This is a genomic window from Pseudomonas sp. PvP028, from assembly GCF_017832255.1.
GTDB classification, from domain to species: Bacteria; Pseudomonadota; Gammaproteobacteria; order Pseudomonadales; family Pseudomonadaceae; genus Aquipseudomonas; species Aquipseudomonas syringae.
The window spans coordinates 247,458-262,577 of the sequence record NZ_JAFIBL010000001.1; the positions used below are offsets into that span (position 1 = coordinate 247,458).

The 15,120-nt window shown below is 60.1% G+C and carries 15 protein-coding genes, 1 pseudogene and 1 riboswitch; of the genes and pseudogenes, 7 read left to right on the top strand and 9 right to left on the bottom strand.

The window, feature by feature from the left end; all coding sequences use genetic code 11:
* Positions 1–5 precede the first annotated feature (5 nt).
* From JOE34_RS01130 to JOE34_RS01140, 3 genes and pseudogenes are all read right to left on the bottom strand, one after another.
* The gene (locus tag JOE34_RS01130; RefSeq protein WP_004406890.1) at positions 6–1,943 is read right to left on the bottom strand and encodes a DUF1302 domain-containing protein; all 1,938 of its coding nucleotides are present in this window, start codon (positions 1,941–1,943) and stop codon (positions 6–8) included.
* Between the two features lie 308 nt (positions 1,944–2,251).
* Entirely contained in the window at positions 2,252–3,934 is a 1,683-nt protein-coding gene (locus JOE34_RS01135) for a fatty acid--CoA ligase (RefSeq protein WP_024661840.1), read from the bottom strand.
* A gap of 157 nt (positions 3,935–4,091) precedes the next feature.
* Positions 4,092–4,731: pseudogene (locus JOE34_RS01140) on the bottom strand (LysE family transporter).
* Between the two features lie 234 nt (positions 4,732–4,965).
* Between JOE34_RS01140 and JOE34_RS01145 the strand changes: the two are divergent.
* Positions 4,966–5,964: a class I SAM-dependent methyltransferase gene (locus tag JOE34_RS01145; RefSeq protein ID WP_161421177.1), complete on the top strand. Its 999-nt coding sequence runs from the start codon at positions 4,966–4,968 to the stop codon at positions 5,962–5,964.
* A gap of 39 nt (positions 5,965–6,003) precedes the next feature.
* Positions 6,004–6,188, top strand: a riboswitch (yybP-ykoY riboswitch).
* 22 nt (positions 6,189–6,210) lie between these two features.
* Entirely contained in the window at positions 6,211–6,795 is a 585-nt protein-coding gene (locus JOE34_RS01150) for a TMEM165/GDT1 family protein (RefSeq protein WP_003408669.1), read from the top strand.
* 54 nt (positions 6,796–6,849) lie between these two features.
* On the opposite strand, the gene JOE34_RS01155 is transcribed toward JOE34_RS01150, so the two are convergent.
* The 4 genes from JOE34_RS01155 to JOE34_RS01170 all read right to left on the bottom strand — a co-directional run bounded on the left by JOE34_RS01155 (position 6,850) and on the right by JOE34_RS01170 (position 8,953).
* Positions 6,850–7,668, bottom strand: a complete 819-nt coding sequence (locus tag JOE34_RS01155; RefSeq protein WP_003346150.1) for a M48 family metallopeptidase — start codon at positions 7,666–7,668, stop codon at positions 6,850–6,852.
* Between the two features lie 183 nt (positions 7,669–7,851).
* On the bottom strand, positions 7,852–8,481 hold the full coding sequence (locus JOE34_RS01160) for an SOS response-associated peptidase (protein WP_003365552.1): 630 nt from the start codon (positions 8,479–8,481) through the stop codon (positions 7,852–7,854).
* A 29-nt stretch (positions 8,482–8,510) separates the two neighbouring features.
* Positions 8,511–8,771, bottom strand: coding sequence for a DUF2007 domain-containing protein (locus JOE34_RS01165; RefSeq protein WP_003318203.1), 261 nt, complete (start codon positions 8,769–8,771; stop codon positions 8,511–8,513).
* Complete coding sequence (locus JOE34_RS01170; protein WP_003318204.1) at positions 8,771–8,953, bottom strand: CPXCG motif-containing cysteine-rich protein; 183 nt, start codon at positions 8,951–8,953, stop codon at positions 8,771–8,773. The genes JOE34_RS01165 and JOE34_RS01170 overlap by 1 nt, the downstream gene beginning before the upstream one ends.
* A gap of 106 nt (positions 8,954–9,059) precedes the next feature.
* Between JOE34_RS01170 and JOE34_RS01175 the strand changes: the two genes are divergently transcribed.
* Positions 9,060–10,223 carry a 1-acyl-sn-glycerol-3-phosphate acyltransferase gene (locus JOE34_RS01175; protein ID WP_209996823.1) on the top strand — a complete coding sequence of 388 codons (1,164 nt, stop codon included), beginning with the start codon at positions 9,060–9,062 and terminating at the stop codon, positions 10,221–10,223.
* Positions 10,224–10,521: 298 nt separating this feature from the next.
* Positions 10,522–10,728, top strand: coding sequence for a hypothetical protein (locus tag JOE34_RS01180; RefSeq protein ID WP_003346138.1), 207 nt, complete (start codon positions 10,522–10,524; stop codon positions 10,726–10,728).
* A 68-nt stretch (positions 10,729–10,796) separates the two neighbouring features.
* Here JOE34_RS01180 and JOE34_RS01185 read toward each other — a convergent pair whose 3' ends face one another.
* Positions 10,797–11,378 carry a YajG family lipoprotein gene (locus JOE34_RS01185; protein ID WP_003346137.1) on the bottom strand — a complete coding sequence of 194 codons (582 nt, stop codon included), beginning with the start codon at positions 11,376–11,378 and terminating at the stop codon, positions 10,797–10,799.
* A gap of 228 nt (positions 11,379–11,606) precedes the next feature.
* Here JOE34_RS01185 and JOE34_RS01190 point away from each other — a divergent pair, with 228 nt between their 5' ends.
* The 3 genes from JOE34_RS01190 (at position 11,607) to mqo (ending at position 14,070) form a co-directional block, all read left to right on the top strand.
* A complete protein-coding gene (locus JOE34_RS01190) occupies positions 11,607–11,840 on the top strand; it encodes a hypothetical protein (protein ID WP_003318207.1) in 234 nt (77 codons plus the stop codon).
* 182 nt (positions 11,841–12,022) lie between these two features.
* A complete protein-coding gene (locus tag JOE34_RS01195; protein WP_154635513.1) occupies positions 12,023–12,199 on the top strand; it encodes a hypothetical protein in 177 nt (58 codons plus the stop codon).
* Between the two features lie 362 nt (positions 12,200–12,561).
* On the top strand, positions 12,562–14,070 hold the full coding sequence (gene mqo, locus JOE34_RS01200) for a malate dehydrogenase (quinone) (RefSeq protein WP_003346135.1): 1,509 nt from the start codon (positions 12,562–12,564) through the stop codon (positions 14,068–14,070).
* 85 nt (positions 14,071–14,155) lie between these two features.
* On the opposite strand, the gene JOE34_RS01205 is transcribed toward mqo, so the two are convergent.
* Positions 14,156–15,052, bottom strand: a complete 897-nt coding sequence (locus JOE34_RS01205) for a homocysteine S-methyltransferase family protein (RefSeq protein ID WP_004402690.1) — start codon at positions 15,050–15,052, stop codon at positions 14,156–14,158.
* Positions 15,053–15,120: the final 68 nt, after the last annotated feature.

Sequence of the window (15,120 nt, forward strand, 5' to 3'; positions counted from 1 at the left end):
TGTTCTTAGAAGTTCATGCCGAAGCTCAGCGCCACGAAGTCCCGGTCATCGACCGTGGTGTACTTGCCATCAAAGAAGTTGGTGTAGGAAAGGTTCGCGGTATAGGTGTTCTGGTACTCGGCATCGAGCCCCAGGCTGACGGCCTTGCGCCCCTCTTCGAAGTTGCCGCCTGGGCCGGGTGAATAGCCTTTGACGTCATGCGACCAGGCCACGCTCGGCTTGAGATTGACCCCGGCGAACACGCTGTTGTAATCCCAGATGGCACGGGCGCGGTAGCCCCAGGAGTTGGCGGTGGTAAAGCCGTCGTCTTCGCAATAGCGGGTCAGGTTGTTCTGCTCGGCACCGGTCAGCGTGCCGGCGTTCAACGTTGCGCACTGACCGCCAGGCAGCGGCCCCGGGCCGTACACCGGATCGCGTCCGTAACGGATTTTGGAGGTGCTTTCGAGCCCGCCCACATGAGTCCAGCCCACTTCACCGACCACCGTCAGACGCTCGGCGCCCATGACCTGATCGAAGAACTGGGTAAATGTGGTCTGCATCTGGGTGATTTCTTTGCGGCGATAACCGGCTTGATCCGTATTCGGCTGCCCGCTGAGTAGCGACACGTTGGGGTTGAGCGGCGAAATGCCCGAATAGAGGATGTCGGTGGTATTGACCTGAATCGGCGCGTTGGGGCGATAACTGATCTCGCCGCTCCACGCCGTGCCGGTGGGCAGCGTGGTCGAGAAGCTCAGGCCGTACAGACGAATGTCTTCGGGGTATTCGACGTAGTAACTGGAGTTGCCTGCCACCACCACCGGCAACAGGCTGGGGGCCAGCGCGGCGGCAGTGCTGGCAGGAATGCCATTGCGAACCAGCGAACCGACCAGCCCTTGCGGACTGAACGAAGCAGCAGAGCCGCCGCGCCCGCTGAAAATCGGTGCACGGCTGTGGTAATTCATCATGTACGCGCCGAACTCGGTGTCCAGCGGTTCGAAGTTGTAACGCAAGGCGAAACCGAACTGGCCGCTGTCACGGGCATCGCGGTCAGGGCCTCGGCGCACCACCGCGCCCTCATCCGGGTTACCGAACACCACGCCCTGCTGCGACAGCGAATTGAACACCGCACCGCGCGCCCCGGCTGGCAGACCGGCCGCCGTCAGCGAGCTGTTCAGGCCGCTGCGGCTGCGCAATACCGCGAGGTTGTTGTTGCAGCCATCGGCAATCACATCGGGTTGCGAGAAGAAGGTGCCACAGTTGTCGACGACCGTCTGGTCCCATTCCAGCTGGTAGAAACCTTCAGCAGACAGGTTGTCGGTCAGGCTCTGCGACAGGTAGAACATGTTGACCGGAATCAGGCCTTCCTTGATTTCCGAACCGGGTCGCCGGAAGGCCGAGACATCGACCGGGTTGACGCTGTTGATGCCGCCCTGAATGAAAGTACTTTCCCCCCAACTGATGACCTGCTTGCCAAAGCGCACCGCGCCCGGCTGATCGGCAATCGAATAGTTGTGATAGACGAAGGCGTCGAGCAACTGGAACCCGGACGACTTGGCGCCCTCCTTGCGGCCCGAGTCGCTGATGTCCTTGAACTCGCGGTTTTCATCCTTGAGTTCGAAGTCGTACCAGTATTTGCCGCGCAGGAAAACACCGGTATCGCCGTACTTAAGTTCCAGATCATGAATGCCCTTGAATATCTTCGAAAACGTCTCCCCACGCTTGAAGTTCAAGTGACCGTCATCGGACGTTTGCGACAAACCACGCCCGCCGTTGTTGGCGCCGATCAGGTTCTTGTTGGGATTGGCCGTCGACCAGCTCGCGCCCACCGACAGCGACGAGTCGAAACTGCCTTCGATCTCGCCGACGTTGAAGGTCACGGCAAAAGCCGGGCCGGCGAGCGAAGAGGCAAGGCTGACAGCCAGAGGCAGCCTGGCCCGACGCCAGAAGGGGGATGTGCTTGTCATCGACGCTACTCCTTGTGTTTTATTGTTATGGCGGTGGGGAAATCCAGAAACGAATCAGTCATCGAATCAACACACGCGCCAGGTCCGTTCTTGCCATTCCCGGTGCAGACTATAGCCAGCACGCTCTGACGCTAGATCCCTCTAAAGTGTGATTTGCACGACCAACGCCTCTGGACCGCCCGTTTCCGGGAAGCCGCCAAAAAACATGTGCGGGGAGGATGGCGTAATTTGCAAATTTGGCAAGTCACAGAGCAGGACCTGCAGCGCAGACACGTGCCGTCACCGACCGATACGGCACGTCCGAGGTGTCAGAGGGTCGAGAGAAAGGCACTGTTGCTGCTTTGCCACTCCACGATGTCCCGGCGCATGCGTTTCTTGTCCAGCTTGCCGACGCTGGTCTTGGGAATTTCGGTAACAAGCGCGATCTGGCTGGGAATGGCCCACTTATTGATGTGACCTTGCTCGACAAACGGCTTGAGGTGTTCCTTCAAACCCTTGGCGTCGAGCTGGTGGCCATCGCGAATCACCAGCAAGGCAAACGGACGTTCGCCCCATTGCGGATCGGCGATGCCGACCACTGCCACTTCGCGCACTGCCGGGTGGCGACTGCACAAGTCTTCGAGTTCCAGCGAGGAAACCCATTCGCCACCGGTCTTGATCACGTCCTTGATGCGGTCGCGAATGTCGATGAAACCCATGCCGTCCAGCGTTGCCACATCGCCGGTGTGCAGCCAGCCCCCCGCCCACAACTCGGCGCCTTTTTCGGGCTCGCGAAAGTAGCTTCCGGTCAGCCAGGGCGCACGTAAGACCAGCTCGCCTTGGGTTTCTCCGTCGGCCGGGAGAGAGTTGCCCTGTTGATCGATGATGGCGGCCTCCACCAGCATCCCCGGCACGCCGGCCTTGATCCGGTAGGTGATGCGCTCGTCTTCACTGCCGGCTTTCAACTCTTCGTTGATGTGCGCTACGGAAATGAGCGGTCCGGTTTCGGACATGCCGTAAGCGGCAGTGAGCTGGATGCCACGGGATTTGGCGGCCTGATACAGACTGCGAGTCAGGGAGCTGCCGCCAATGATGATCTTCCAGCCGCCGAAATCGACGTCCTGAGCAGACTTGGCGTTCAGGAGCATTTGCAGGATGGTCGGCACGCAATGGGAGAAGGTGACTTTCTCCCTGCGCCACAGCTCTACCAGCAACTCGGGATCGTAGCGGCCGGGGTACACCTGTTTCAGACCGAGCATGGTTGCCGCATAGGGAATGCCCCAGGCATGCACGTGAAACATCGGTGTGATCGGCATGTAGACGTCATCGGTGCCCAGCAGCCGGGTGCTGTCGATACAGCCCATGATGGTCGCCACGCCCATGGTGTGCAGCACCAGTTGGCGGTGGGTGAAATACACGCCCTTGGGGTTGCCGGTAGTGCCGGTGGTGTAAAACGTGGTGGCGACCGAGTTTTCGTCGAAATCCTCGAACACGTACTCGGGGCTGGCCGCAGCCAGCAGGGTATCGTACTCGCCCACCAGGTTGGGCAGGTCGGCGCTCTTGTCTGGCAAGTCGGTCAGCAACAGGGTCTTTTCGACCGTGTTCAGGTGTCCGGACATGGCCTGATACAGCGCCGTGAACTCGCTGTTCACCAGCACCAGACGGTCATCGGCGTGGTTGATGGTGTAGGCGACCTGCTCGGGAGAAAGCCGCACATTGACGGTGTGGATGACCGCGCCAATCATCGGGATGGCAAACATGCACTCCAGGTAGCGGTGGCTGTCCCAGTCCATCACCGCCACCGTGTCGCCGGCCTTCACGCCTGCCGCCGTCAGCACGTTGGCCAGGCGGCAGATGCGTTCGTTGAGGGTCGCGTAGGTATAGCGGACCGAATCACGGTAGATGATTTCGCGCGTCTTTTCATAGCGACCGCCCGACAACAGCAGGCGCTTGATCAACAGAGGGCACTGATACGCGCCATCGGCGGGCGCAAGAACGCGAGTCTGTAACATATGAAGCCCTTTTCAAAGTCCATAGGCGTGCTGAAAATATGCACTCTAGGGCCTCGGGCTGCCAGTGAAATCAGTAAAAGGGATGATTTGCCGAGACGCCCCGCGCTGTCTGCAAGGGGCGTCCGGACTGCTGCATATGCAGGCCTGAATTCAGCGTTCAGTGGACCTCGGTCAGCGCCAGCTTGATGCCCAGCGCGATCAGCACGCCGCCCATGGCCCGGTCGAACCAGTGCCCCATGCGCGCGAATCCTGCGCGCACCCGGGCCTGGCTGAACAGTCGCGCCACCAGACAGAACCACGCCGCCGTCGCCACTGCGAGGTACACGCCGTAACCGCCCTGCACCAGCAATGGGGTGTGCGGATTGATCACCACGGTGAACAACGAGAGGAAGAACAGCGTCGCCTTGGGATTCAGGCCATTGGTGACAAAACCGCTGATGTAGGCACCGCGCGCCGTGCGCTCGCAGGGAGTAGCCTTGATGGCGGCATCGTCCGTCGCGGCGGCTGGCTTGGCGCGCAACGCCTTGATGCCGATGTACAGCAGATAAGCAGCGGCTGCCCATTTCAGCGCGTTGAACAGCACGATGGACTGGGAAACGATAATTCCGATCCCCAGCAGCGAATAGCCCACATGCAGAAAGATCGCCGAGCCAACGCCCAACGCCCAACGCCGCCCATGTCCCTGCCTTGCGCCCATGAGCGACGCTTTCACGCACCACCACCGCAAAATCCGGACCGGGACTGGCAACCGCCAGCAGGTGAATCAGCGCAACGGTAAGAAACTCTGCCAAGTACATGTGTGACCTCCTGGAGGATTGACGTCTGACCCGGCAGATTACGCTGTCTGATGTCCTCGCAACAGATGCCGGCATTGATACGCTGCAGAGCTTGCTCTAACTATGGTGCGACGCTGGAGCATGCGGAACGATCGCAACTATCGTGCGGCGCTCCGCGTCGCATGCCGTTCTGGACGCTCCGCGTCCTCTTGGCCCATATCCTGTTAGACTGCGCGCTTTTTCAGGAGCCATTCCATGGACCCGCGCAGTGAAGTGTTACTCCGTCAGGCTGAGCTGTTTCAGGGCTCGCTGTTGTTGGTCGGGCTGCCCGCCGATGACCTGCTCGGAAAACTGCCGGATGCCCGTGGATGGTGCTGGCACGCCGGTGATCAGGCGGCTCTGGACGCACGTTTTGAAGGGCGCGTGGATTTCGGTGTCGAAGCGCCACAGACTGACTTCGAAGCCGCTGTGCTGTTCCTGCCCAAGGCGCGTGACCTGACCGACTACCTGCTCAATGCACTGGCCTCGCGACTGGCTGGACGCGAGCTGTTTCTGGTCGGCGAGAAACGTGGCGGCATCGAAGCGGCTGCCAGGCAACTGAGCCCTTTCGGCCGCGCGCGCAAGCTGGACAGCGCTCGCCACTGCCAGCTGTGGCAGGTCACCGTCGAGCACGCACCGCAAGCCGTCAGCCTGGAAAGCCTCGCCAGGCCCTACCAGATCGAATTGCAGGACGGACCGCTCACCGTCGTCAGCCTGCCCGGCGTTTTCAGCCATGGCCGCCTCGACCGTGGCTCAGCCCTGTTGCTGGAAAACATCGACAAGCTGCCCAGCGGCAACCTGCTCGACTTCGGTTGCGGCGCCGGAGTACTGGGGGCGGCGATCAAGCGTCGTTACCCGCACAACGAAGTCATCATGCTCGATGTCGATGCCTTCGCCACCGCCAGTTCACGCCTGACCCTGGCCGCCAATGGCCTGCAAGCCCAAGTGCTGACCGGTGACGGCATCGACGCAGCACCGATGGGTTTGAACACCATTCTGAGCAATCCGCCGTTCCATGTCGGCGTTCATACCGATTACATGGCAACGGAAAACTTGCTGAGAAAAGCACGCCAACATCTCAAATCAGGCGGCGAACTGCGCCTGGTGGCGAATAACTTCCTGCGTTATCAGCCGCTGATCGAAGAGCACGTCGGCCAGTGCGAAGTCAGGGCGCAGGGCAACGGTTTCAAAATCTACAGCGCCAAACGCCCCTGAAATAAGCACTTGCCGAAACGTTTTCGCGGAGGCAGAATCCGCTCCGTCCTAGGGGAGTAGTCTCCCACGAGCGCCATGCTCGTCCGGCACGTATCAACATACTTGGTCCTCAGACCATGGTACGTGCGACCCGGAATCCGCTCAGACGGATCGGTGGTTTGACAAGACCTATGACACGAACACCTTACCCGGGGCGGGGAGGTTGTACGTGTCATAGCCGTGTTGACCCGCCCCTTAGGAAACCTGATGCTGGAATCATTCTTAGTCCCTACCGCAGTGGTCGCGCTCGCCGAAATCGGTGACAAGACGCAGTTGCTCGCGCTCGTTCTCGCCGCGCGCTTTCGCAAGCCATGGCCGATCATTGCCGGCATCGTTGCAGCAACCCTCGCCAACCATGCGGCAGCCGGCGCTGTAGGTGCCTGGTTCAGCAGTTATCTGTCAGACGCAGTGCTGCACTGGATCCTCGCCGCCAGCTTTACCGCCACGGCGCTGTGGACACTGGTTCCGGACAAGATGGACGACGACGAAGCCAGCACGGCACGCAAGTTCGGCCCGTTCATGACCACGCTGATCACGTTCTTCATCGCTGAAATCGGTGACAAGACGCAGATCGCCACGGTGATGCTGGCGGCGCAGTATTCCTATCTGTGGCTGGTCATTCTGGGCACCACGGTGGGCATGCTGCTGGCCAATGTGCCGGTGGTGCTGGCGGGCAATTTCGCCGCCGAGAAGCTGCCGCTGACCCTGATCCGCCGACTGGCTGCCTGCGCGTTCTTCGTGCTGGCGCTGGTGGCGGTTTACAAGGCAATGCAAGTCAGCGGCTGGGTGTGATGCTGGCCCGTAGCGTCGCGAAAACCCTCGCAACGCTACGGGCGACTCATCCACTCAGGATTTAGCGGCTTTCTGATACAGCGGCATGACTTTCGGTATCGCAGCCTGCAACGAAGCGATGCGACTCTCTGATGCCGGGTGAGTGCTCATGAACTCAGGCTGCGAACCACCGGAGTTCTGGGTCATCTTCTGCCACAGGGTGATCGCCGCATTCGGGTTGTAACCGGCGCGTGCGGCCAGTTCCAGACCGAGCAGATCGGCTTCGTTCTCGTTACTGCGGCTGTTGGGCAGCGTCAGGCTGTAGTTGACCACGGTATCTGCCAACGCCAGGCTGTCCTGTCCCAATCCCAGCAAGGCACCTGCGCCCTGCTTGGCCATTGAAACACCGTATGCCTTGGACATCGCTTCACGTCCGTGCTCGCGCAGGGCATGGGCGATCTCGTGGCCCATGACCGCCGCGATTTCATCGTCGGTCAGTTTGAGGGTATCGATCAGGCCACTGTAGACAATGATCTTGCCACCAGGACCACAGTTGGCGTTCAGCTCGTCGCTCTTGATCAGGTTGACTTCCCACTGCCACTGCGCCGAATCCGGCCGTAATTTGGGCGCCTGGGCAATCAGTCGATCGGCGATTGCATGAACCCGCTTGGCATTGGCGCTGGTGGTGTCCAGCACCCCTTTGCTGGTCGCTTCGCCAACGGTCTGCTGGTAGGACTGGGCGTACATTTTGTTGACTTCATCCGTGGAGAGCATGCTGAACATGTACTGTTTGCGCTCCACACCGACCGAGTCGCCACTCGTGGTATTGACTGCCTGACACCCGCCGAGCAGCAACGCAGCGCTCAAGGCACAGAAGGCAAATGAAGGACGCATGGTGTATCTCCTTGTGTATGAAACGGTCAGTCCCGGGGCAGACCTCTGCGCCAGATACCGGCAAACTGGCATCTTGGTCTTTGACAGGGGTGGATGGTTCCCGCAGGTGTGTCCAGTTTGTATCAGATGTACTTCAACGCGGATATCGGATTTGTCCGATTCGGTGTTTTTTGCCTTGCCCTACTAACTTAGCGGCGTGAGGCACTCGGGGGCATTCAGCTTCGGATCATTAACCAGATTGGCCAAAGGCCGTTCGCGCAGCGCCGTCTGCGGGGCAGCCAGCAACGCTTGCAGGGTCGGCAGCGGCGTGTCGGCGGCCAGCCAGTCTTTCTGACCCTTGGCATCCAGAATCAACGGCCGACGCTGGGTCGCAGCCGCCTGGGTGACCACCGCGACGCTCAGGTAGGTATGCCCCTGCACCGGATAGGCTTCCCAGATCGCGGCGAAAAACAGCGCGGCGCCCTCCCCCGGCGTCAGCCAGAAAGGACGCTTGCGCACCGTGCCACGCCATTCGTAAAAGCCGTTGGCGGGGAGCAGACAGCGGCGATGGGTGAAGGCATCGCGAAACATCGGCTGCTCGGCCACGGTTTCGGCGCGGGCGTGGGCAGGCGTTTTCGACAGGTCGGTGAGCCAAGCCGGGGTCAGGCCCCAGCGCGCGCGCACCAGTTCGATACCGTCCGCGTTTTCGGCGGCACGCATGATCAACACCCAGTCGGCTGGCGAAATATTCCATTGCGCCTGCTGATCGGCAGGAAAACCGGGCAAGGCGGCAAAGGCAGGGGTCCAGCGAAACAGGGCGTAGCGTCCACACATGGGGGCTAATCAGACTCGTTTGAAGGTGCTCAGCACACCAGTACATCGGGGAAGTCGTCCGGCTCATCGCCAGACAGGGGCGAAGCGCTATTGTACGCAGTGATCAACGCTCGTGCGCGCGCGACCTGCGCATCTTCGACCTTGAGTGCCAGAAGCCCCAGCCCCGGTAGCTCGCCCATCGCCCCGAGCAGATCGCGACCGGCCAGATGCGCGTTGATGCCTTCGCTGGCAAGCATTGCCAGCAGCAACTCGGCCTCCATCAGGTTCTCGGGCTCGTAGATCTTCTGCATCACTCGTTCTCGCTGCGAACGTCCAGATTCCAGTCTTCGCCGTCGGTCTGCAGGTCGAAAACGATCGGGCGGCAACAGACCGGACAGTCTTCAATGTACTGTTGATCGCCGCCGGAAAGGTCCAGTACGGCTTCGACAGGTTCGCCGCAATAAGGGCAGTCGTAACTCTGTAATTCCTGCATCACGGTCTCCGGGATCAGTTATGCGTATAATTGACCCATTCTTCAGAAGGCAGTTTTAACAAATCCGTCTTCTTTTTACCCTATTCGATTCAAACAAGAGAGCATGATGGGCGAATTTGATGCCATCCGACCTTACAACGATGCAGAAGTCCCCGCCGTCTTGGCACGTCTGCTGAGCGACAAAGCCTTTCTCGCCATTCTGACCCGATTCCGCTTTCCACGCCTGGCAGGCGCATTCGGCTGGCTGCTGCAGCCAACCCTGGCGCGCAAGCTGCGCCGCGAGTTTGCCGGTATCGACTCGGTGGCCACACTGCAGGACAAAGTCGAATATTACGTCGACCACACCATCGAACGCGCCACCGACGGGGTCACCTACACCGGCGTCGAACAGCTGAAGTCCGGTAGCGCCTACCTGTTTCTGGCCAACCATCGCGATATCGTCATGGACCCGGCGTTCGTCAACTACGCCGTGTACCACGCAGGCCTGCCCACACCACGCATCGCGATTGGCGACAACCTGCTGCAAAAGCCATTCGTCAGCGACCTGATGCGTCTGAACAAGAGCTTCATCGTGCACCGCTCGATCACCGGGCGGCGCGAAAAAATGGCGGCTTATCAATTGTTGTCGGCGTACATAAATCACTCGATCACCCAAGACTGCCAGTCGATCTGGATCGCTCAGGCCGAAGGCCGCGCCAAGGACGGTGACGACCGTACCGAGTCGGCGATCCTCAAGATGTTCCACATGAGCCGCAAGGATGAGCCATTTGGCGACGTGATTCGTTCGCTGAACCTGATCCCGGTGTCGATCAGCTATGAGTATGATCCGTGCGACAGCGCCAAGGCCCGCGAGCTGTACATTCGTGCGACAACCGGCGCCTACACCAAGACGCCGGGCGAAGACGACGTGAGCATTGCCCTGGGGATCACCGGCTATAAAGGCCGTGTGCATGTGAACTTCGCACCGCCGATCACCGAGCATTTCGAGGACACCAAGCAACTGGCCATCGAGATGGATCGGCAGATTCTCGGCGGCTATCGGCTGTTCCCGGTGCATTACCTGGCGTACGCGCAGTGGAACGACGCCGATCCGGCGCTTGAAGTGCCGAAGGCTGAAGCGCTGTTCCCGGCCGATGAGCTTGAGCGCGCCAGGGAAGAGTGGGAAACCCGCCTGGCAGGCACGCCGATCGAGCACCGCCCTTACATGATTCAGCAATACGCGACCCCGGTGCGCAACCAGTACCGCGTCAAGGCAGGGCTGGCGCTTTAAGACCTGGAACGCCTATCGTGCCCATGCTACGCGTGGGTACGCACTTCTGGACGTTCTGGGTCCAGTCTGGAGCGCGTCAACGCGCCTTGACGCATAGCGTCACCCAAGGCATTTCCACGCTGGAGCGTGAGAAACGACAGGTATGCGGGCGAGCACGTATCATGCCCAGGCTACGCGTGGTCATGCCCCCCCGAAATATCCTGCACGACAATTCTCTGCCGCTGTCACCCCAGCGTCATACTTCACCTGCATTGTGTGGCTCCTCGAGAAACGGACTTCCCTCTCTTTGGAGCTTGTCATGCTGCATGCAAAAAATCAGGATCGCCTTTATCTCATTGCCCCAAGCGATGAGCAGCAGGAGTTGATCGATGGCCTGGCCTTCAATGTTCAGGACCGCCACTGGCTGGTCTACTGTGCACTGGGCGGGCATGTTCATCATGATCTGCCGGATCTGGATCAGGACACGGGTTTGAGTTTCCTCGACTTTTACCAACAGGCAGCCTGATAGCAAACCCTGAACAGCAAAAAGCCCGGCCCCTTCAACAGGGGCCGGGCTTTTTTTTTATCGCATGCTTACTGCGACAGGGTCGAACCGATGGTCGGGTCCTGGAAGACGCGGGTCAGTGCGTCGCTCAACACGTCGCTCACCAGCTTGGTGTTGGTTTCCTGATTCGGCGCCATACCGAAACGCTGGTCCAGCGATGCGGCGTAACGACCACTGTAGGTGCGGCCGTTATTGCGCACGTCAGCGCGGAACGTCGAGCTGATGGTGGCTTCAGTCACGTACAGACCTTCCTTCGGCGACTGGTACTTCAGGTCTGCCAGGGTCACGGTCAACTGCGGAGCGCTGCCGCCCTGGGTCGGTGTAAAGCCCAGCAGGCGTACGGCGGCTTCAGCCTGAGCCTGAAGCTTGGGAACGATGTCGGCACCGGTGACGCTGATTGCGCTGGTTTCCGGGTACATGCCACCGCGCGTGCCCAGCGTCGGCCCAGGACGGCCGTCGACGACACGCACCACCACAGGCTGACCACGCCCTACCGCCGCCAACTGCGCATTGAGCTTGGGCGTAGGGCTGAGTTGTTGTGGGCTGTGGGCACAGCCCACCAGGGTCAAACTGCTTACAGCAAGCAAACCGAACAAAATGCGACGCAGCATGCTCATTTCTCCATGGGCCAGACACTGAATGAGCCGCAGTATAGCGGCCTGTCACAGCCGCTAACCAGAGGCCACTGACCGTTAAGCCTCGGACATTTTCCACGCATCGGGGTTCACGCCGCAACGCAGGGCAAGATTCATCCGGCACGGTGTAATCAGCGCGTCACATCCACACGGCAGACTCGCCTCCATCGCACAGACGCTCATTCACGTCACAGGAGCTGCGCCATGAATCTGTTCCGGTCTCTGTTCACTGCACGTCCCCAGCATCGCCACTACGCGCGTATCGATCAGGCGGGCGTCTGCCGTGCGTTCAAACACTGCGCACAACGTCCTACCGGTGTGGAATGGGTTGAAGTGACCGAGCAACGGCTCAGCTGGCTGAATCAGCCACTGCCCGCCAGCGCACGCATGACGCAGCGTAGCGAACGCTCAACGCGCGGCCAGTTGCTCACCGCCTGACCGGGGAGCGAATAAAAGTCATTTAAAGCGATCAATTCCTGCCATTTCATCGCTATAATCTCCCCCCGATTATAAGGACGTCTCCTGATCGGGCCTCGCAGCACTGCTAATCGCCGTATTAGCGCCTTCGTAATGCCCACAGAGAGCCGCCCACACAGGTCATTTGCGCACGAGTGTGCTCGATGAAAGGTGAAGAATGCTCGAATCATATCGAACCTTTCTCGCCGGCCAGCGCCTCACTCTTTATGCGCCTGACCTGCCAGCGCTGTCATCGCAGCCATTTCGAGGTTTGGTTCGCGTTCCCAAAAGGACGTGAAAAACGGGTTTCACTACTTCACAAGAGTGTGGCGAGCAAATGAATAGGTACGCGTTTGTAAATGCACCATCAGCGTCTGAACCGGCTCTCTTGAACAGGACTGACCGCGACTGCGCCTCCATGACCGGAGCCTGACGCCATCGACAGGCGCCCGTTGCAAAAGGGGCTCCCTGACGATGGTCGAATGGCCTCGCAGGCTTGGAAATGCGTTCATGAAGCATTGATGAACCATGACCGGGCCTGACCGGGACCTGCGCTTTGGATGCGAAAAATTGCGAAGAATCGGTGAGGCGATCCTGGCCAGGCAAACGAGGGTAGACGCTTGATTCAGCCCACGAACACCTGGCAACCAGCCTCAGGATCGTATGCCGTCAATTTGGTGCTGCAGATTTTGGAGACGCGTTAATGGCGCATAACGAAGCAGTTGATGTAGTACTGGTCGGAGCGGGCATCATGAGTGCCACTCTGGCGGTATTGCTAAAAGAGCTCGACCCCGGCATCACGCTGGAAGTCGTTGAGCTGATGGATTCCGGTGCTGCGGAGAGTTCCAACCCGTGGAACAACGCCGGCACCGGCCACGCCGGTCTGTGCGAGCTGAACTACACGCCGCCTGCGGCTGATGGCTCCATCGACATCAAGAAAGCGGTGCACATCAACACCCAGTTCGAAGTCTCGAAACAGTTCTGGGCCTACCTGGCACGCAAGGGCACCTTTGGTTCAGCCCGATCATTCATCAACCCGGTTCCACACCTGAGCTTCGTGCAGGGCGAAAAAGGCGTCTCGTTCCTCAAGACCCGTTTTGAAGCCATGAGCAAGCATCACGCCTTCTCTTCGATGGAATACACCGAGGACAAGGCAACGCTGGCCGAGTGGATGCCATTGATGATGCCTGGTCGGCCTGCGGACGAAAAAATTGCTGCAACGCGGATGATGAACGGCACCGACGTCAACTTTGGTGCGCTGACCAACCAACTGCTCGGCCACCTGACCAGCGCTCCAGGGACGCAGATCAAGTACCGCAGCCGGGTGACCAACCTGACACGCAACGGTGCTGGCTGGACCGTCAGCGTCAAGGACGTGAATGGCGGCGGCACGCGTGAGATAGATGCCAAGTTCGTGTTCCTCGGTGCCGGTGGCGCAGCGTTGCCGCTGTTGCAGTTGTCGGGCATTGAAGAAAGCAAGGGCTTTGGCGGCTTTCCGGTCAGCGGCCAGTGGCTGCGTTGCGACAACCCGGAAGTGGTCAAACACCACCAGGCCAAGGTCTACAGCCAGGCTGCCGTTGGCTCGCCGCCAATGTCCGTCCCGCATCTGGATACCCGCGTGGTCGATGGCAAGAAGTCCCTGCTGTTCGGACCTTATGCCGGTTTCACCACCAAGTTCCTGAAACACGGCTCGTACCTCGACCTGCCGCTGTCGGTCCGCGTGGCCAACATCAAACCGATGCTGGCGGTGGCGCGCGACAACATGGACCTGACCAAGTACCTGGTCAGCGAAGTGATGCAATCGATGGAGCAACGCCTGGAATCGCTGCGCCGCTTCTATCCGGAAGCGAAAGCCGAAGACTGGCGTCTCGAAATCGCCGGTCAGCGCGTGCAGATCATCAAGAAAGACGCGAAAAAAGGCGGCGTGCTGCAATTCGGCACCGAGCTGGTCTCTGCGCAGGATGGCTCGCTGGCCGCACTGCTCGGCGCTTCGCCCGGCGCTTCGGTGACTGTGTCGATCATGCTTGAACTGCTCGAGCGCTGCTTCCCGGAGAAAACCCGCACGGAATGGGCGACCAAGCTCGAAGAGATTTTCCCGGCCCGGGAGAAGATCCTCGAAACCGATGCGCCGCTCTATGAGCGCATCAGCGCGCAGAACGACGAGGCGCTGGAACTGGTCGAGAAAAGCAGCCAGGAACACAGCTTCGCCTGACCAAACTGCTGGTGTGCTGTAACAAAAAGCCCCGTGAGCCTTTAATAGCCACGGGGCTTTTTATTGCGTTTATTTCAGGCGCCGGTCAGAGGCTTCTGGACAGTACGGCAATGTGCTCCGGGCCAATCCCGCAGCAGCCGCCAATGTGCGTGGCGCCGCGCTTGACCCAGTCTGCCGCCCACTGCTGATAGCCCTGCGGGTCAAGGTCTTCGCGCAGCTCGTCCAGGCCGTCGTTGGCGGTGGCGTCCTTGGGTTGCGGCGGGAAGGCGTTGGCGTACGCGCCGATGGCAATGTCGACGTTCAGCGACGTGAACACCTCACGGGCCGCATCGATTGCGCCACCGATCACCTCTGGCTGGCTGCAGTTGAACAGCAGCGTGGCGACGCCCATTGCTGCGGCAGCCCTGGCGGCGTCGGCGACCGGCTCGCCTGAGCGCAGACGCGGGACCTCGTCAGTGTCCTCATCCTGCAGGGTGAACGACAGCCAGAACGGTTTACCGTCATTGGGCAGCCCGGCGCGGATGGTCTGCGCTTCGAGAATGCAGCTCTGGGTTTCGGCCAGCCACAGGTCGACATACGGCGACAGCCCGGCAACCAGTGGTTTCAGAACGTCGGCAGCCAGTTGCGGCTGATACAGGTCAGGGCGATAGGAACCGAACAGCGGCGGAATGGAGCCGGCCACCCGGGCGCGTCCGCCAGAGGCATCGGCCGACTCGCGCGCCAGTTGCCCGGCCAGTGCTGCCAATGCCTGACCTTCGCGGGCAAAACGCTCTTCGCCAATATGAAACGGCACGACGGCGTAGCTGTTACTGGTAATGACCTGAGCACCACTTTCGATATAAGCGGCGTGCACCGCACTCACCGCTTCGGGCGCTTCACTCAATGCCAGCGCCGACCATTCAGGCTGGCGAAACGGGGCTCCGCGACGCTGCAGCTCACGGCCCATGCCGCCATCGAGAATTACAGTTGTGCCTTGCTTCATATGTGATCTGCTTATATGTATATGAAAAAAACTCATTATGAGTCAGTCTTGTATAACGTATTTAATAC